This window comes from Solitalea lacus (genome assembly GCF_022014595.1).
Taxonomy (GTDB): Bacteria; Bacteroidota; Bacteroidia; order Sphingobacteriales; family Sphingobacteriaceae; genus Solitalea; species Solitalea lacus.
On sequence record NZ_CP091740.1, the window covers coordinates 2,792,385 to 2,811,120 of the forward strand.

The 18,736-nt window shown below is 36.3% G+C and carries 19 protein-coding genes; 10 read left to right on the forward strand and 9 right to left on the reverse strand.

Going from position 1 to position 18,736, the window contains the following annotated elements; genetic code table 11:
• Positions 1-31 precede the first annotated feature (31 nt).
• Positions 32-1,174: a 5-(carboxyamino)imidazole ribonucleotide synthase gene (locus L2B55_RS11995; protein WP_237845885.1), complete on the forward strand. Its 1,143-nt coding sequence runs from the start codon at positions 32-34 to the stop codon at positions 1,172-1,174.
• Positions 1,175-1,236: 62 nt separating this feature from the next.
• Positions 1,237-1,773, forward strand: coding sequence for a 5-(carboxyamino)imidazole ribonucleotide mutase (gene purE / locus L2B55_RS12000; RefSeq protein ID WP_237845886.1), 537 nt, complete (start codon positions 1,237-1,239; stop codon positions 1,771-1,773).
• Positions 1,774-1,829: 56 nt separating this feature from the next.
• Here purE and L2B55_RS12005 read toward each other — a convergent pair whose 3' ends face one another.
• The 4 genes from L2B55_RS12005 to L2B55_RS12020 all read right to left on the reverse strand — a co-directional run bounded on the left by L2B55_RS12005 (position 1,830) and on the right by L2B55_RS12020 (position 6,255).
• Complete coding sequence (locus L2B55_RS12005) at positions 1,830-2,627, reverse strand: cyclase family protein (protein WP_237845888.1); 798 nt, start codon at positions 2,625-2,627, stop codon at positions 1,830-1,832.
• Between the two features lie 65 nt (positions 2,628-2,692).
• Positions 2,693-3,775, reverse strand: a complete 1,083-nt coding sequence (locus tag L2B55_RS12010; RefSeq protein ID WP_237845889.1) for a 3-oxoacyl-ACP synthase III family protein — start codon at positions 3,773-3,775, stop codon at positions 2,693-2,695.
• Positions 3,776-4,162: 387 nt separating this feature from the next.
• Positions 4,163-4,543: an SRPBCC domain-containing protein gene (locus tag L2B55_RS12015; RefSeq protein WP_237845892.1), complete on the reverse strand. Its 381-nt coding sequence runs from the start codon at positions 4,541-4,543 to the stop codon at positions 4,163-4,165.
• An 89-nt stretch (positions 4,544-4,632) separates the two neighbouring features.
• Positions 4,633-6,255, reverse strand: a complete 1,623-nt coding sequence (locus L2B55_RS12020; RefSeq protein ID WP_237845895.1) for an ABC-F family ATP-binding cassette domain-containing protein — start codon at positions 6,253-6,255, stop codon at positions 4,633-4,635.
• Between the two features lie 262 nt (positions 6,256-6,517).
• Here L2B55_RS12020 and L2B55_RS12025 point away from each other — a divergent pair, with 262 nt between their 5' ends.
• The 4 genes from L2B55_RS12025 (at position 6,518) to L2B55_RS12040 (ending at position 9,033) form a co-directional block, all read left to right on the forward strand.
• A complete protein-coding gene (locus tag L2B55_RS12025) occupies positions 6,518-6,835 on the forward strand; it encodes an ArsR/SmtB family transcription factor (RefSeq protein WP_237845902.1) in 318 nt (105 codons plus the stop codon).
• A 22-nt stretch (positions 6,836-6,857) separates the two neighbouring features.
• Positions 6,858-8,150 (forward strand): MFS transporter, encoded by a 1,293-nt coding sequence (locus L2B55_RS12030; protein ID WP_237845905.1) that lies wholly within the window; start codon positions 6,858-6,860, stop codon positions 8,148-8,150.
• The gene (locus tag L2B55_RS12035) at positions 8,119-8,421 is read left to right on the forward strand and encodes a rhodanese-like domain-containing protein (protein WP_237845906.1); all 303 of its coding nucleotides are present in this window, start codon (positions 8,119-8,121) and stop codon (positions 8,419-8,421) included. The genes L2B55_RS12030 and L2B55_RS12035 overlap by 32 nt, the downstream gene beginning before the upstream one ends.
• A 138-nt stretch (positions 8,422-8,559) precedes the next feature.
• Entirely contained in the window at positions 8,560-9,033 is a 474-nt protein-coding gene (locus L2B55_RS12040; protein WP_237845909.1) for an RDD family protein, read from the forward strand.
• Here the strand turns inward: L2B55_RS12040 and L2B55_RS12045 are convergent.
• Both L2B55_RS12045 and L2B55_RS12050 read right to left on the reverse strand, forming a co-directional pair.
• Positions 9,017-9,484: a GyrI-like domain-containing protein gene (locus L2B55_RS12045; RefSeq protein WP_237845912.1), complete on the reverse strand. Its 468-nt coding sequence runs from the start codon at positions 9,482-9,484 to the stop codon at positions 9,017-9,019. The genes L2B55_RS12040 and L2B55_RS12045 overlap by 17 nt on opposite strands.
• Before the next feature lie 161 nt (positions 9,485-9,645).
• Positions 9,646-10,863: an acyl-CoA dehydrogenase family protein gene (locus L2B55_RS12050; RefSeq protein WP_237845915.1), complete on the reverse strand. Its 1,218-nt coding sequence runs from the start codon at positions 10,861-10,863 to the stop codon at positions 9,646-9,648.
• Between the two features lie 52 nt (positions 10,864-10,915).
• Between L2B55_RS12050 and folB the strand changes: the two genes are divergently transcribed.
• From folB to L2B55_RS12065, 3 genes are all read left to right on the forward strand, one after another.
• Entirely contained in the window at positions 10,916-11,302 is a 387-nt protein-coding gene (gene folB / locus L2B55_RS12055; RefSeq protein WP_237845918.1) for a dihydroneopterin aldolase, read from the forward strand.
• Positions 11,292-12,692: an FAD-binding oxidoreductase gene (locus L2B55_RS12060; protein ID WP_237845930.1), complete on the forward strand. Its 1,401-nt coding sequence runs from the start codon at positions 11,292-11,294 to the stop codon at positions 12,690-12,692. The genes folB and L2B55_RS12060 overlap by 11 nt, the downstream gene beginning before the upstream one ends.
• 211 nt (positions 12,693-12,903) lie before the next feature.
• Positions 12,904-13,353: an Hsp20/alpha crystallin family protein gene (locus L2B55_RS12065; RefSeq protein WP_237845932.1), complete on the forward strand. Its 450-nt coding sequence runs from the start codon at positions 12,904-12,906 to the stop codon at positions 13,351-13,353.
• A gap of 71 nt (positions 13,354-13,424) precedes the next feature.
• Here the strand turns inward: L2B55_RS12065 and L2B55_RS12070 are convergent, their stop codons facing one another.
• From L2B55_RS12070 to bioD, 3 genes are all read right to left on the reverse strand, one after another.
• Positions 13,425-15,656, reverse strand: a complete 2,232-nt coding sequence (locus tag L2B55_RS12070) for a S9 family peptidase (RefSeq protein ID WP_237845934.1) — start codon at positions 15,654-15,656, stop codon at positions 13,425-13,427.
• Positions 15,657-15,773: 117 nt separating this feature from the next.
• Positions 15,774-17,057 carry a M28 family peptidase gene (locus L2B55_RS12075; protein WP_237845936.1) on the reverse strand — a complete coding sequence of 428 codons (1,284 nt, stop codon included), beginning with the start codon at positions 17,055-17,057 and terminating at the stop codon, positions 15,774-15,776.
• 20 nt (positions 17,058-17,077) lie between these two features.
• Positions 17,078-17,707, reverse strand: coding sequence for a dethiobiotin synthase (bioD, locus tag L2B55_RS12080; RefSeq protein ID WP_237845938.1), 630 nt, complete (start codon positions 17,705-17,707; stop codon positions 17,078-17,080).
• A gap of 222 nt (positions 17,708-17,929) precedes the next feature.
• Here bioD and L2B55_RS12085 point away from each other — a divergent pair, with 222 nt between their 5' ends.
• Positions 17,930-18,112 (forward strand): hypothetical protein, encoded by a 183-nt coding sequence (locus L2B55_RS12085; protein ID WP_237845940.1) that lies wholly within the window; start codon positions 17,930-17,932, stop codon positions 18,110-18,112.
• The last annotated feature ends 624 nt before the right edge of the window (positions 18,113-18,736 follow it).

Consider the following 18,736-nt stretch of genomic DNA (forward strand, 5'->3'; position numbering starts at 1 on the left):
TTCCTATTTTTGAGAAATTAAACCAGAATTAGTGAAAACATTTAATTCATCAAATTTCAAATTAGGTATTTTAGGCGGTGGCCAATTAGGAAAAATGCTATTACAACCAGCCATGAATTATGGCGTGGATGTTTCCATTTTAGATCCTGATCCAGCTTCTCCTTGCAGTTTTTTTTGTAAAAACTTTCATTTAGGCAGTTTCAATGATTATAACACGGTTTATAATTTCGGTCGCCATCTCGATTTAATAACAATTGAAATAGAAAACGTTAATGTTGAAGCATTAAAACGTTTAGAAGCCGAAGGGGTAACCGTTTATCCTCAACCCCATATTATTGAATTAATACAGGATAAAGGATTACAAAAAGACTTTTATAAGGAAAACAATATACCCACCTCTCCGTATGTTAAAATTCAAAACAGAGAAGAATTAAAATATTACGCAGATAAGTTTCCAGCTGTTCAAAAATTACGTAAAGCAGGTTATGATGGCAGGGGAGTATTTAAAATCAACAGCATTGAAGATCTTCCAAAATCATTTAATGAACCAAGTATTTTAGAAGATTTAGTTGATTTTGAAAAGGAAATTGCTGTATTAGTTGCTCGCAATCAATCAGGTGAAATAAAAACATTTGATGTGGTAGAAATGGAGTTTGATGCTAAAGCTAATTTGGTTGAACTTTTATTTACTCCTGCCAGAATTTCAGAGAATATCGAGAAACGAGCAAAAGAAATTGCGGTGGATGTAGTTGACAAACTTAAGATTGTTGGCCTGCTTGCAGTAGAAATGTTCGTAACCAAAGACGGCAAAGTATTGGTAAACGAACTTGCTCCGCGTCCTCACAATAGTGGTCACCATACAATTGAGGCCTGCATTACTTCTCAGTACGAACAACATTTACGTGCAATTTTAAATCTTCCACTTGGCTCTACCGAGTTACGCCAGCCGGCTGTGATGGTAAATTTATTAGGCGAAGATGATTTTGTTGGAGAAGCCAAATACATTGGTATTAATGAAATTACCAAGCTTGATGGTGTTTATTTGCATTTGTATGGAAAGAAAATAACCAAACCTTTCCGTAAAATGGGGCACATCACCATTATTGACAATGATTTAGAGAATGCCTTTTCAAAGGCTAAGATTGTTAAAGAAACGTTCAAGATTCAGGCGTAGATTTTAACAATCAACTAAATTCATTCAAATAATACAATTTATCATTAATAATTTTAAAAATAATGAGCAATCCACAAGTTGGAATTATAATGGGCAGCGATTCAGATTTAAAAGTAATGTCGGCCGCTGCTGAAATTTTAGAAAAATTCGATATTCCTTTTGAATTAACCATTGTTTCGGCTCACCGTACACCTCACAGAATGATTGAATATGCTGAACAAGCTGCTGAGCGTGGATTAAAAGTAATTATTGCAGGAGCCGGTGGAGCGGCTCACCTTCCAGGGATGGTTGCCTCTATTACTACTTTACCAGTAATTGGTGTTCCGGTAAAATCAAGCAATTCAATTGATGGTTGGGATTCTGTATTATCAATTCTTCAAATGCCTGCTGGAATTCCAGTGGCTACTGTTGCATTAAACGGAGCTGCCAATGCGGGTATTTTAGCTGCAAACATTATTGGTGCATTTGATAAATCAGTTGCTGAAAAGCTTCAAACTTACAAAAACGAATTACGCGACAAGGTAATGACCAATGTTGACAAAATTGACCGTTTGGGATACAAAAAGGTTTTGGAGCATAAGTTAAGCATGCATCCGTAGAGATCATAATCAACAAATGAGAATAAATAGGGCCTTGATTTTTAGTAATCTGGGCCTTATTTATTTATTGAATAATCGGTAAGGGCAATAATACGCAGCGGGGCTCCACTGCCTCCACCTATTTTCATGGGTAAGGCTACTATGCTAAAACCTTTGGGTGGCAATAAATGAAGATTGGCGACATTTTCAAAGATGGGGACTTCACTTTGAGCCAGTACAATGTGAGTTTGGAATGTTTGTGATTGGCCAAAATCAATGCTAGGCGTATCAATGCCAACAGCTTTTATGTTCCGCTGCTCAATTAACCATTTGGCAGCAGCAGGATCTAAACCAGGAAAGTGAAGTGCTTTAACGCCTTCCTGTCCACGTAAATCGGTACCCATATACTTACTTCTATCAGGCCAATAATTTCCATATCCGGTATTAAGCAGTACAATCATACCAGGCTTAATTTTCCCATTTGCAGATTCCCAATTGATAAAATCTTCCTTTTTAACCAGATAATCCGGAGTCTTTGCCGCTACCTTACTAATATCAATAACAACAGCCTCTCCGATTAATTTTTCCAAAGCAACTTGGTCAACAGTTGCCTTGTTTGCATAAAAGTGGGCAGGAGCGTCAAGGTGAGTGCCTCCATGTTCGGCTGCGCAAAACGAATTGGCTTCATAGTGATATCCCTTTTCGGTGGTTCCTTTAAAACCAGTTTTTAATTGAAACCCACTCTCGGTAGGCCAGTAGATAGTTTCATTATTAAAAGGATAGGTAAGGTCGATGATCTTACCTGCAATTTGTGCATTTGCACTATTGGTGACCAAAAACAGTAAAATCAAAACATAAAAAGCATACCGTTTCATAGCTGTAAATTAACATGTTATAATTTACACAAAAAACCTGCAATGCTCAATGTGCTTTAAAACAATTACACCTTATAGCAAACAGCATTTATATTCATACCGGCACCAACTGAGGCAAATAATATAATATCTCCACTATTTATTTCATGCTCATCACCCAATTCTCCTTTTCTAACCAAATCATACAGTGTGGGGATGGTAGCAACCGAACTATTACCTAGTTTATGAATGCTCATTGGCATAATGTTCTCAGGAATATCCTTAATATCATAAAGCTTGTATAACTCTTTAGTGAATCCCTCATCCATTTTTTCATTAGCCTGATGTAAGAATATCTTTTTTACGTCCCTAACATCAACACCAGCCTTATCTAAACAAGCTTTCATTGCCGAAGGAACATGCTTCATGGCATATTCGAATACTTTTCGACCTTTCATTTTAATATAACGAACCCGAGGATCACTTCCTGGGAAATTACCTTTCCCCATAAACAAATAATCAACTTCTTCATTACAATGACTGAGCACACTGCTTGCTAAAATACCAGCACCGGAAGTTGAAGAAGTCTCTGCTTCAACAATACAGGCTCCAGCACCATCAGAAAAAATCATGCTATCGCGATCATATACATCAATAACCCTGCTAAGGGTTTCCGCGCCAATAACTAAGCATCGTTTGGCAACTCCTGCTTTAATAAAAGCATCCGCCTGAATAACTCCTTGCAACCAACCGGGGCAACCAAATAACAAATCATAGGGCACGCAGGCAGGGTTTTTAATTCCTAAGCCATGCTTTACCCTGCTGGCCAGAGTTGGTATTAAATCTGTTTGAATGGTGTGTTTTATAACATTACCAACGTTATGGGCTACAATCAGCTGATCAATTGTTTCTGGATCAATGCCTGCATCAGCAATGGCTATCTGAGCAGCAATAACTGCCATATCTGACGTATTGAGTTCACAAGTGGCATAACGACGTTCAGCAATACCGGTTATTTGTTGAAATTTATCAGCAATTAAAGTAGGCGGTTGATTAATCAACTGCTGCTTTTCATCATAAAAATCATGAGCTGCAAAATCTCTGTTAGTTTTAACAAGGGAAGGAATAAATGAACCGGTTCCGGTAATAACACTCTTTGGTACTTGCATGTTGATACTTGCTTAATTGCTCTAGTTTAAAAGTTTGAACAAACACAGAATACTATTTTAGTTTATAGTTCAAAAACATCGAATTTAAACCAAATACAATACTTGCAAGGTAGAACTTGATATCGAGGAGCAATATCCCAAAGGTAGTAATATTATGATGCCCAAACACAACTTTAAATATAGGAATGGGACAACATGAACTGAATCAAATTCCACAATGCCTATTAATTGGCTTTAGACTTCACTTATAAGTAATTTCTAAACGATCAAAAGTATTAATTGGGAATAAAAAAGATGATGTCCAACAGCTGTCAAATAACCACCAAAAAAAACAGGAAATCAATTTAAATCAATTTCCTGTTTTATGTTTTATCTTAAGATTAAAGTCTATTCATCAAAGTAATCCTCAATGGCACCAAAATAATAGTTATTCCAGCCATAAAGCATATCCTCCAGTTCTGTGTCAGGTACGTTTATATGACGCAATTCAACTGAAGTACCGTGTTTATCGGGATGTAATTTAATGGTAACAATTGATTCTTCAGGCTGATCACCAAAATACCATTGCTGAACAATTTTCTTATTCTCTTCAAATTCAATATTCTTACCTACAATGCTTCCATCCCAAAGTGAAAATTCAGAACCCGGTTCAGTACTCATCTCGGCAGGATAACCACTCCACAACTCAATGGTTAATGGATTGGTAATAGCCAGGTAAACATCTTCCGGAGCAGCATGAATGAGGTAATATTTTTTTATATCCTTCATTTGTAGTAAAGAGTAATGAATGTTGAATTATGAGTTATCAATGGATTCATTTTATAACTCATAATCCAACATTACTAATTCCATATAGATTAAACGCTAACCGAATACAACTCCTCACGTAAGGCTTTTACATCAGGATTCTCAAGGTATTCATCATAAGTCATCAGCTTATCAATTACACCATTAGGAGTAATTTCGATAATACGATTTGCTACCGTTTGCATAAACTCATGGTCATGTGAGTGGAACAGCACATTACCCTTATAATCTTTTAGTGAGTTGTTAAATGCAGTGATTGACTCAAGGTCCAAGTGGTTGGTAGGTTCATCTAACACAAGTACGTTTGAGCTCTGCAACATCATTTTCGAAACCATACATCGTACTTTTTCTCCTCCTGAAAGCACTTTACAGCTTTTCAAAGTTTCTTCACCAGTGAACAACATTTTTCCTAAGAATCCACGGATATAAGTTTCATCTTTTTCTTTTGAATATTGGCGTAACCAGTCTATCAGATTGATTTCGTCTTTAAACTCCGATGAGTTATCAAGTGGAAGATAGGCTTGTGTTGTTGTAACACCCCATTTAAACTCACCAGAATCAGCTTTTTTATTACCCGTCAATACTTCAAAGAAGTTGGTAATCGCCAAACTGTCTTTAGAAAGGACAGCAATCTTATCGCCTTTGTTCACCATAAAGCTGATATCGGCAAATAAAGTTTGTCCTTCATGAGAACCAGATAGGTGCTCAACCGTTAAAATTTGGTCGCCAACTTCACGCTCTGGTTTAAAGATAATTGCAGGGTACTTACGGGTTGATGGTTTAATCTCATCAATGGTAAGTTTTTCCAACAATTTCTTACGGCTGGTTGCTTGTTTTGATTTTGAAGCATTAGCACTGAATCGCTCAATAAACTCTTGCAACTCTTTACGTTTATCTTCAATCTTTTTATTCTGATCAGAACGTTGGCGTAATGCTAACTGACTTGACTCATACCAGAATGAATAGTTACCGGTGTACAATTGAATTTTACTAAAATCGATATCAGCAACGTGTGTACATACCGCATCCAAGAAGTGACGGTCGTGGGAAATTACAATAACTGTATTTTGAAAATCGGCCAAGAAGTTTTCTAACCACCCAATGGTTTCAACATCAAGGTCGTTGGTAGGCTCATCGAGTAATAAAATATCAGGATTGCCAAACAAAGCCTGAGCCAACAATACACGAACTTTTTCGTTACCGTTTAGCTCGTTCATTAATTTAAAATGAAGTTCTTCTTTAATGCCTAATGAACTTAATAACGAACCAGCATCACTTTCAGCGTTCCAGCCTTCCATTTCAGCAAATTCTCCTTCAAGTTCTGAGGCGCGGATACCGTCTTCTTCGGTAAAATCAGCTTTCGCATAAATTGCATCTTTCTCATGCATAATATCCCAAAGCTTTTTGTTACCCATCAATACAGTGTGCAACACCTGACACTCATCAAACTCAAAGTGATTTTGTTTTAAAACCGACATGCGTTCGCCGGGAGTAATGAACACTTTTCCGGTAGTAGGATCAATCTCTCCAGAAAGGATTTTCATGAAAGTTGACTTACCGGCGCCATTGGCTCCAATTACGCCATAGCAGTTTCCATGCGAGAATTTAACATTTACTTCCTCAAATAGAACACGTTTTCCGTATTTCAGTGATAAATTCGATACTTCAATCATGGCGCAAAGGTCCTAATTTTCAGCAAGAAAAACTAGTTTTATTTTTATTACTTTCTGATTTATAGTCTACCCAAATTTTTTTTCAATAAAATGTAACAGTTAAAAATCGCTGAAATCATTCATTAATATGAAAGCACGTAGGTTAATAGCTAAAAGAAACATAAATCACTCATCTATAAATATTTAAGAAAAACAATAAGATCGCATTATAACTTGTTTAAATGTTTAGTAGTTCATAGTTTTATGAACTATTAAAATAAAGATGGATAAAAAGATATTTCAACTCCATGCTGATGTCTGCAAAGCATTAGGCAACCCTTTGCGTATTGAGGTTATTAATTTGCTTGAGAATAAAGAGCTGTGTTTTACTGATCTATTAGAAATAACCGGAGGACTTAAGTCTAATCTCTCACAACATCTTTCAGTTATGACCAAGAAGGGCATTTTAAAAGTCAGGAGAGAAGGGCAGTGCAATTACTATTCATTAGCTTCATTAAAAGTAGCCCAGGCATGCAGGTTAATGCGTGAAGTTTTAATAGAAAACCTCAAAAATCAAAAGGAACTCTTAGAAAAGCTTTAATATTCATCTCTAATTTTAATTCATGGATAACATCAAACTAGGTTTAAAGGAAAACTGGCAACAGTTTACAATACTGGTTATCATTAACGGATTTGTAGGCGGAATGGTAGGATTAGAGCGATCTATTCTTCCACAAATTGCCGAAAAAGAGTTTGCAATTGCTGCAAAAACAGCCATTCTTTCATTCATTATTGTATTCGGTATTATAAAAGCTATTACAAATTATTTCGCCGGTACATTAGCCAATAAATTTGGAAGGAAAAATCTACTGGTTGCGGGCTGGTTCATTGGAATTCCAATTCCTTTTATATTAATGTATGCTCCCGATTGGAATTGGATAATAGGCGCTAATGTATTGTTAGGGATAAACCAAGGACTAACATGGTCAAGTACAGTGGTAATGAAAATTGACCTTGTGGGCGAAAAACAAAGGGGCTTTGCAATGGGCTTAAATGAATTTGCCGGCTATCTTTCCGTTGCACTTGTTGCTTTTTTAACCGGATGGATTGCAGGAAATTATGGAATTAGGCCTTACCCGTTTTATTTGGGGATTATTTTGGTGTTACTAGGATTAATTGGCAGTATCTTTTGGGTAAAAGATACGAAGCACCATGTGACCAAAGAAACGTCCTCCAATAGAATTCCCCGGTTAAAAAAAATTTTCTGGGACACCACATGGAAAAATAAAAATTTAGGTTCGGTTACTCAGGCCGGTCTAATCAACAACTTAAATGACGGAATGGCTTGGGGCATTTTCCCTATTATGCTGGCAGGTAAAAATTATACACTTGAACAAATTGGGGTGGTAACTGCTTTGTATCCGGCTGTTTGGGGTATTGGGCAACTATTTACTGGTAAAATGGCCGACAAATTTTGTAAAAAGGATATGCTCTTTCTCGGGATGTTTTTACAAGCAATAGCGCTGATCTTTTTAATTCAGGCAAATTCGATACTTCACTTTGTGATCTTGTCATCAATTTTAGGCTGGGGAACAGCAATGGTTTATCCAACCTTTTTAGCTACCGTTGCTGAGAACACGCATCCCCAAGACAGAGCAAAAAGCATTGGTATATTCAGGCTGTGGAGAGACTTAGGCTATGCTATTGGTGCAATTTTAACAGGAATAATTGCTGATTTAGTAAGCATAAATGCAGCCATTCTGTTTATAGGGTGCTTAACTTTGTTTTCATCCTTAATTATCTTATTAAGAATGAAATGTGATGGAAAAGAGTCGGTAAAGATGCTATCATGGGTTTTAGGAAAAAACACTAATACTAATAAAGATGGAAACCTCAAACAAATGCATTGCTCTTGAAAGTTTAAAAGAAGCACTGGACAATGAAAGTAATATTGTGATTTTTGATGTAAGAAGTCCAGAAGAATATACCGAAAGGCATATTCCAGGGGCAATCAATATTCCGCTGGACACGGTGGAGAGCGCATTGCCAAATTTAGACAAAGGCAAGCTTTATATAACCGTTTGCAAAAAAGGAGGAGGGAGATCGGAAGCTGGAGCAGAAAAACTGAAACAAGCTGGCTATAATGCGACCTGGCTTTGTGGAGGTACTTTGGGCTGGTTTGAATAAAATAAATGCAAAACCCAATGTCCTCAACATCGGCAAAATACTGATTATAAGAAAATTGCCTTTATTTCTTCAGGAGGGTTATGTTCTTTCAGTTTTGCTGCTTAAACTTGCAGCTTTAAATTAGTATTATTTTAGAAAATGAATGAAGTTCTAGAAAATAGCGAGAAACAAAGTGGAGCAGGGGAGTTACACATTGTACCCTCATATACAAGGTTTATAAACTACGTTATCGACTACTTATTTCTGAGTACAGCCATGTCGTTTTTTATGCCCAATGCCGAACTTGATTTCAATAAATACCAAACCATTCAGGATTTTCTGTCTGATCCAATATTTATAAAGTTTAGTATAATAAACTTTGCAGTCACGCTATTATACTATTTGGTATGCGAAAGTGTTTTTGGTCAAACCGTAGGCAAGTTTGTTACACGAACGCATGTTGTGGATGATTATGGAAACAAACCCGGGTTTTTAAGAATACTAGCAAGAACTTTGTGCAGAGCCATTCCCCTTGAAGCTTTATCATTTCTGTTTACACCCATAGGTTGGCATGATTCTATTTCTAAAACATATGTTGTAAGGAAACAACCGTCACTTATTTCACAGAGATAAATATCGGAACCTGGGCATTATCCGATTGTAAATCATCCAAGGAATATACTTCAATGTCGAACGTGTAACTGCGTTCAATATCCGAATTCCAGATTTTAATCCAAGTATCAGCGATACAATCAGGAATAGTACCTTTTGAGATGAATTCGGCATAATTCGATTCCGGAATTTCTATTACTATCATCCCTTCAGGAACTGATTCAGTATTTTCAACTCTGCATCCGATTGCAAATGAATAAGGTTTGGTAAAATCACCTTCATAATTATAATACAATCCAATGATTCTATCACCTGACTTATGCTCGATTGCATCATACCATTTTTGCTCTAAAAATTGTCTCCACAGATTACCGATATCTGCTTCAGCAGTTTCATTTGATGTCCGAATTGATTTCCCTACAAAGGTAAAGGGAGTAAATTGAGTTAAAATGTAACCTGCTTGACTGCTCATTTAACCGGATAGATTTAACAGACGTTTGTAGTAAATGTTAAAAATCGAGAACTTATCACTTATTTAATATAATAAAAATAAGTCGACTTTCAGGGGAGTGTAATAAGAAAAAGAAAACGTTTTGATGGTAATAAAATACAACCAAAACGTTCTATCGTTTTTTATTTAAATGCATTGAATCCTGTTACATCCATACCTGTAACCAGTAAATGAATATCATGTGTTCCCTCGTAGGTAACAACCGACTCAAGGTTCATCATATGGCGCATAATCGGATATTCTCCCGTAATACCCATCCCTCCAAGCATTTGACGAGCATCCCGGGCAATGTTCAGGGCTGTTTCCACACTATTTCGCTTAGCCATTGATATTTGCGCTGCAGTTGCGCGGTTTTCACTTTTTAATACTCCTAAACGCCAAACCAACAACTGTCCTTTAGTAATTTCAGTAATCATTTCAGCTAATTTCTTTTGTTGAAGCTGAAATGCGCCAATTGGCTTGTCAAACTGAACGCGTTCTTTTGAATAACGCAATGCCGTATCATAACAATCCATTGCAGCACCCAGTGCTCCCCAGGCAATACCATAACGTGCTTGATTCAAACAACCCAATGGACCTTTTAGTCCTTGTACATTTGGAAAAACATTTTCTTTAGGCACCTTCACGTTGTCAAATACCAACTCACCGGTTGCAGAAGCACGTAACGACCATTTATTATGTGTTTCAGGAGTACTGAATCCTTCCATACCACGTTCAACCACCATTCCTCTGATAATACCTTGTTCGTCTTTTGCCCAAACAACTGCCAGATCAGCAAAAGGAGCATTGGAAATCCACATTTTAGCTCCGTTTAGAATATAATGATCACCTGCATCCTTAATGTTGGTTATCATTCCTGACGGATTGGAGCCAAAATCCGGTTCTGTTAAGCCAAAGCAGCCTAACCATTCACCAGAACCTAATTTTGGTAAATATTTACGACGTTGTTCCTCGGATCCATAGGCATAAATCGGATACATTACCAACGATCCTTGAACAGAAGCAGTAGAACGTATGCCTGAATCACCACGCTCCAATTCTTGCATAATGATGCCGTAGGAAATATAATCTAATCCGCCTCCACCATACTCAACCGGAATGGTCGGACCAAAGGCACCTATTTCTCCCAGTTTCTTTACCAAATGCCTTGGAAATTTGGCTTGTTGGGCATATTCCTCAATAATTGGGGATATTTCTTTCTTAACGAATTCTCTAACTGAACTACGAATAAGTTTTTGCTCCTCGGTTAACAATTCATCGAGCAAATAATAATCAGGTGATTCGTACAAATCTTGTTTAGACGATCGTTTAATTTGATCTTCAGTGGTGAGTAATGACATATTGATTGGTGTTGATCTATCAAAAATAGAAAATTGACGCTATTTTTGTATTATGTCATTTCAAAAGATTCATACGATAGCACTTAATGGCTTAGAATTATTTGCCAACCATGGCTATTACCCTGAAGAACAATTAATTGGCGGAAAATTCAGGATTACAGTTAAGGTAGATACCGATTTTTCAAAAGCAACTGAAACCGACGAATTAAGTCAGACATTGAATTATGAGGCACTTTTTAGCATTGTAAAGACGGAAATGAAGATTCCCTCTAAGCTTTTGGAACACGTTGGACAACGAATAGTGGACAGCATAGCCTCATTATCCGTTAAAATTCAACGTATTGAATTATTGCTCGAGAAGTTAAATCCTCCTTTTACCGCAAAAATTGAAAGCTCATCCATAAGTATTGTTTACACCAAACCCAACCATGCGCTTTAAAGCCGTTGATACAGAAATTATTGAACAGTTAAAAAACTTACTAGGAACTGAATCAGTATTTACCGAACCTGAAACGCTAAAAGAATATGCTCACGACGAAACTGAAGATCTTTATTATTTACCCGAATTAGTAGTAAAACCCAGCACAACCGAGCAGGTTGCAAGGCTCATGAGGTTTTGCAATGAACGCAACATCCCCGTAACACCGCGAGGTGCAGGAACAGGTTTAAGTGGCGGAGCCCTGCCAATTTATGGGGGAGTTTCATTATCAATGGAAAGGATGAATAAAATCCTTCAAATTGATGAACGTAATTTGCAGGCGCATGTTGAGGCAGGTGTAATTACTGAGGTGCTGATTGACGAAGTTGCAAAGCTAAATTTATTATATCCGATTGATCCGTCAAGCAAGGGATCCTGTTTTATAGGTGGAAACATTGCTCATGGTTCAGGAGGACCAAGAGTGTTGAAATACGGAACATTACGTGACTATATTTTAAACCTGGAAGTAGTTTTACCAAATGGTGAAATAATGTGGACAGGAGCCAATACTTTAAAGTACGCATCCGGTTATAACCTTACTCAATTAATGATCGGAAGTGAAGGAACACTGGGTGTAATTACCAAAGCAGTTGTAAAACTAATTCCTAAACCCTGTTACAATTTGTTAATGATGGCCTCATTTCCTTCGGCAGAGCTTGCTTGCCAGGCCGTTTCAGCAATTTTCAGAGCCGGCATGACTCCTTCGGCGCTTGAATTCATGGAGCGATCAGGCATAGAGTGGGTTATTAAATATGATGATATAAAGTTTGAAGTTAAGAATCACATTGAAGCTTATTTATTAATTGAGGTTGATGGCAATAACCTTGATGTATTACGCACTGATTGTGAAAAAATAGGAGAGGTGTTATATCATCATAAATGCGAGGATATACTTCTGGGAGAATCAGCCAATGAAAAGGATGAACTTTGGAAAATCCGTCGAAAAATGCCGTTATCTGTAAAAGCAAATTCTGTTTACAAAGAAGAAGACACTGTTGTTCCAAGAGCAGAATTACCCACACTCCTAAAGGGAATTAAAAGCATTGGCAATAAATATGGCTTCAAATCGGTTTGTTATGGCCATGCAGGCGACGGTAATTTACATGTAAACATTATTAAGGATTCGATGAGTGAGCATGATTGGAAAACAAAACTCCCATTGGGTATTAAAGAAATAATGGAACTGACCGTTAGTTTACAAGGCACTTTATCGGGAGAACATGGTATAGGCTTAATTCAACAGCCTTACATGAATATTAAATTCAGTGAAGCTCACCTTCAACTGATGCGCAATATTAAACAAGTTTTCGACCCTAAAGGAATTCTAAATCCAGGAAAGATCTTCAATTAACGGATCTTAATAAGCCTATAGTTCAAGAGCTGCAATCAATGATTGCAGCTCTTTTTTATTCAAAAATGACATATTGGCATTTAAAAATAAGTATAAAATGACAATATGTCTTATAATTTTATCAATTATGCTTGAAAAACCGAGCGGCATATAAGTTGATTAACACAGTACAGAAATCAAAACTTGAAAAATTTAGTAGGAGGATATAATCATGACACTAATTAAAAGAAGCTACCCGGTTAGAAACATTGAACGCGTTAACCCATTTGCACCAATGTTTAATGACTTTTTAGAAAGCATGTTTAACAACAATACCATGCCTGATACAAGCTTTAAGACACCTGCTGTAAATGTGGTTGAAAACGCTGATGGCTATGCAATTGAACTTGCAGTTCCGGGCTTAAAGAAAGATGACTTTAACATCGATTTAGAGAAAAACACCCTTACTGTTTCGGTTGAAAAAGAAAATGAAAGCAAAGAAGAAGGCAAAAACTATCATCGCAGAGAGTTTAGCTATACTTCATTCAAACGTTCATTTAACTTACCAGAAACAGTGGATGTAGAAAAAATTGGAGCAGAGTACAAAGACGGAGTTTTAAGCTTAACTATTCCTAAAAAAGAGGAAGCACAGTTGAAAGCTAAACAGATCAAAGTCTCATAAAAATAGTTGTAGAGTGTTAGTTTAAGTGTAAAGGCCATCTCATTGTTATGATGATGGCCTTTTTAACTTTATTAATTCGCTTTAGCACTGCTGTTATCAGAAGCTTTCAGCTTTTGGTCGATATATTCTATCACTTTATTATACAAATGAACCCTGTCTTTACCTCCGACATTGTGTTCATGACCAGGGTAAACAAAATAATCAACCTCCACACCGCTTTCAACACATTTTTTGATAAAATCCTGGCTATGCTGCCAAACTACTACAGGATCTATTGTTCCATGGATTAACATCAAATTACCTTTCAAGTTCTTAGCTTTATCAAGTAATGATGCTTGTGCAAAACCTTCAGGATTGGCCTGAGGAGTATCCATGTATCGCTCGGTGTACATTATTTCGTAATAGCTCCAATCAATAACAGGCCCACCTGCAACACCAACTTTAAATACATCAGGATATTGTGTCATCAAACTAGTGGTCATAAAACCTCCATAACTCCAGCCGTGCACAGCCATTTTATCTGCATTTACAAATGGCAATGATTTCAGGTAGTTAACACCAACAAGCTGGTCTTTCATTTCTTCCTGACCTAAATGACGGAAAGTAGCTTGCTCAAAAGCTTGCCCACGGTTTTTACTGCCTCTTCCATCTACTGTAAATACGATATAGCCTTTATTTGCCAAATAGTACATCCAGTAAGAAGCACCAGTTGTCCAGGTATTTGTTACCATTTGAACGTTAGGACCATTGTATACATAAACTACTACCGGATATTTTTTTGATGGATCAAAGTCGAAAGGCTTAATCATACGACCATGTAACAACGTTCCATCATTAGCTTTTAATTGAACTAAGGTATTTGACCCGAATTTATAATCAGCAATTGGATTCTTCGAGTTTAAAAGTGCTACTGATGTTTTGCCATCAACCGACAATAAGTTTACCTTTTGAGGAACAGCTGGACTGCTAAACGGATCAAGTATATATTTAGCATCTGCAGATAAGCTTGCCTGATCATGATAACCGCTTTCATTGGTTAAACGAGACGCAGCATACACACCAAGCTTTCCTGGCTTTTTCTTAAGATCAACCACATAAACCTGCATATCAATACTATCAGCATGATTGCCTGTAAAGAACAACTTCGTTTCAGTTGCATCAACACCTAAATACTTGCGTACAATGATTTTACCTGTATTAATATGCTTAATCAGCTTTCCATTGAAATCATATTGATAAAACTGGTTATAACCCTTGGTTTCACTTTGCCATAAGAATGAGTTTTTCAGGTTGATTGCCTCATGCTCAGGATGTACATACTTAGGATGAGTTTCTGTAAACAAGGTTTTAACAAACTGACCTGTAGCAGCATCGTATTGATTATACTTCAACTCATTCTGCTCACGATTAACAACTGCAATGTAAATTGATTTGTCATCGTTGCCCCAATGAATATTGGTCAAGTATTGTTCTTTTGGTTCTCCGGTTTGAAGGAATACGGTTTTCTTAGTCGCAGGATTATAAACTCCAACCGTCACTTCGTGACTTTTCATGCCTGCCATCGGATACTTAATATTCTCCAACTTAGCCGGACGAACATCGGTGTTCACTAATGGATAGTCTGTTACCATGGTTGCATCCTCACGGTAAAATGCAAGCAGACTGCCATTTGGCGACCAAAACGTTCCTTTAGAAATTCCAAATTCTTCACGGTGAGTACTCTTTCCGTTTTTAATTCCCCATTGGGTATCATTGGTTACCTGAACTTCAGCACCATTGATACTTACAAATAGATTATCACCCTTAGTATAAGCAGCTTTTGAATCTGTATATTCTATATCCACATTCTCTGCATCAGCAGGGAAGGAGTTCAGTGTTTTTGCCGACTTAGCCTTTACATCAAATAAAAACAACTTTCCTTCAGCACTGAAACGAAAATGGTCAGCATCAACCCAAGTTAGCTGTGGCCAGCTTCTGAACTTTGCACCGGTGGCAGCTTGAACATCATCAATAGTAACCAATACCGATGCTTTCGTATTAATTACAGAAGCAACCATTAAATTCTTACCATCTACATAGCTGTAATTAGTGGAACCACCAACCCATTGCAAACCACGAAGGCGGTCTTCTCCGAATTTTGTAAAACGCCCCAGGATAGCATCTTGCAAGGTAATTTCTTTGCTTTGTGCAAAAACAGTCTGCGACCCTGAAATCAACAGAAACGCAAAGGCAATAAACTTGTAATTAAACTTCATTCTACTAGTTGGATTTGCTAAAGCGCCAAAATTATTGATTCTATTCACTTTATGTGAATTTTATAAGTGCTTAGTTGTATTTTATTTGTGACGAACTGCCTGAAAACTAAAAGAGATGACACAATTTCTTGCATCATCTCTTAAAATAATATTGTTAAAGTTTTGTTATTGCAACTGAGTAGTATCTACTCTGCTAGGAGTATCTTTTCCGCTGATAATTGAAGTAGAGCTTAAAGCAATAGCTTTAATTATATTAGCCATATTGGTTAAATTCAACGTACTTACTTCGTCAGAAACTTTGTGATAATTTGGCTCAACATCCATCTTAGAGGTTGAGATAGTATGCGCAGGCACACCTTTACGGGCTAGGGTAGCGTTATCGCTTCGGTAAAACAAACTTTGCTCTAGATAAGGATCCGGATAAAACTTGAACTGAGTTCCATCAAGGTTTTTCTGCATAATCTCACCCATATTTGATTTATCAAAACCGGTAATATAAGCTGCGTTTTCGCCCCATTTACTTTCGGTACCAATCATTTCAATATTAAACATGGCTGCAACCTTTGCAGGATTTAACTGGTTTGAAAAATACTGGGAACCAAATCCGCCGACTTCTTCAGCTGTAAAAGCTACAAAAATTATCGAGCGTTCGTTATTTTTTAGTGATTTGAAATACTTAGCCAAAGAAATCACAGCAGTTGTTCCGGCCGCATCATCATTTGCTCCATTATAAATAGAATCCGGTTTTCCTGAATTCTCAATTCCAATATGATCATAATGCGAAGAGAAGATTACATATTCATTTTTGAGTTTCCTTCCAGGCAACACCCCAACAACGTTAGATAATTTTAAGTCCTGGATTTCGTGTTCGGCTTCAATTGTGTAACCCTTTATCTCTTCATTTGAAAGAACAAACACTACGTTTTTATCGGTTTTAAACAGATACTTCTTAAGAAAAATGAGCCTGTTAAAGTTTTTTGCAAAAGATAAATCAACCTGAACAATATAATTTTTATCTGCTTGAATAAAGGATTGAGCAGCACCAAATAAATTCTGCCCGGCTTTTATATATCCTTTTTCATAGTTTAATTGTTCAGTAATTTTAACCTTCGGCTGAGCAGTAAACACCAATACGTTTTTCGACTCAAAATTTTTGTTATTTATAGTTGCACTAGTACTAATAAATTTAGGCTGTACCATTGAAAAAGTCTGCAAATAAGAGCCGTTTTTATCTAAAGGCTCCAGACCAGCCTTTTTAAATTCAGTACTTATAAACTCTGCAGCTTTATCAATAGAAGGAGTAAATGTAGCCCTTCCTTTCATATTGTCGTGAGCCAGAATCGTCTCTACTCTGGTTATTTCTTTTTCATTAAAAATACCATCTAAAGATTGGGAACAAGCAACTCCGCTAACGAAAAGCGAAGCTCCAATAAGATAAAAAGCTTTCATGTAATTTTTTTTGCTAATAACTAAGCTGTTAAATTAATTAAATTTCCTAAGGCTGAAATAGTCTCCTTAGATATGTCAGAAATTTCTGGAATTCTGCCTAAGCAATTCAATTTTGAGTAATTAAGGATATACTCTTCAGAATTGGCATTAGTTTCACCATTAAAAACGATTCCCTTTATAGGTATCAATCTGCTTTTTAATAATTCTATGGATAACAGGGTATGATTGATGCTTCCCAAATAGTTTTTGGAAACCAAAATCACTTCAGCACCTAACTTTTGGATAAGGTCAACAATCAAATCCTTGTCATTCAAGGGAACCATTAAACCGCCAGCACCTTCAATAATTAATTGATTGCTGGTTTGAGGTAGCTTAAACTTATTCAGTTCAATAGTTACACCATCAATTTCAGCAGATTTATGTGGTGAAAATGGTTGGGTTAATCGGTATGTTTCAGGATGAAAAATTGATGTTTGATTACTAACCAATGATTGTACGGTTAGGGTATCAGCAGTATCCAAATCACCTGATTGTACCGGTTTCCAATAATCAGCATGTAGCTTTTCAACTACTATTGCCGATACCAATGTTTTTCCAATTCCGGTACCAATTCCTGTAATAAAATAAGGTTTTTTTTGACTATGGCTCATTTATGGGGGAACATAACTTCAGGGGCCAAAGTTATAGTTTTAGTTAATTTATGAGTTAACGAAATAAGCTAAAAAACATTCCGAAGGGTATAAAGTGGATGAAATACTGAAATCTAAAAAACTCAAATGTATAGGGATTTTCAATAATTATATAATATATTATAATATTATATATTTGTATTGATACAAGTTTATAGTTATAGTTATAAACCGGTTATTGTCATGGGGAAAAATAAGTTTATTAATAATAATGTAGGTGGTGTTATAGTTGTTTCTAAAGATGCTAAAATAGCAATGGATCCTAAAACTAATACACAGATCAGTCACGTACTTAATTTCAGAAAGGTCCCAAAAGAACTTATTGATAAGAATCGTGTTACTGGTTATACCCTTCTATTGCCTTAGTTTTTTGAATGTTTGACTCTTCCTATGATTTTCGATTGGCTAATCGAATTAAAACAATTTGACAATGATCTTTATGCAATAAAATATTTTGATAAAAATCATTCATTATCATCAAACAAATTTAATCTTACAAATCATTTACCGCTAAAAAAAACGCATTTCCCAACAAGAATAATGGCAACATGTGTTTTAATAATGTTTAAAATTTATCAAACTAACCCAAATGTATCATTTGTTTTTACCGGTTCTCCGTCAAAAGGGGAAAGTAAAAGTGATACTAGAAGATTTAGGATTTATTCTTATTTAGTTTGGAATAAATTTGGTCGTATAACTTTCTCTCACCGCTTCGATGTAGATAATAGTTGCTATCTACTATTTAATAACGCTAGAGGAGGTTTGAAAAATCTCTTTCAAATAAGTAACTACTAACTATAAGTAGGGGCCTCTATTCAGGCATATATTTGAAGCGACGAATTATTCGTTAACATATTTTCTCCCTCAGGTTTCTCAAATACACCTTCTCTGATACTGCCGATCAATAAGAAAAATATAAAAAAGAGCTCAAATGATAGGTAAAGGACGAGGAAGAAAATTATATACCAAGCTATTAAAAACGTCATTAAT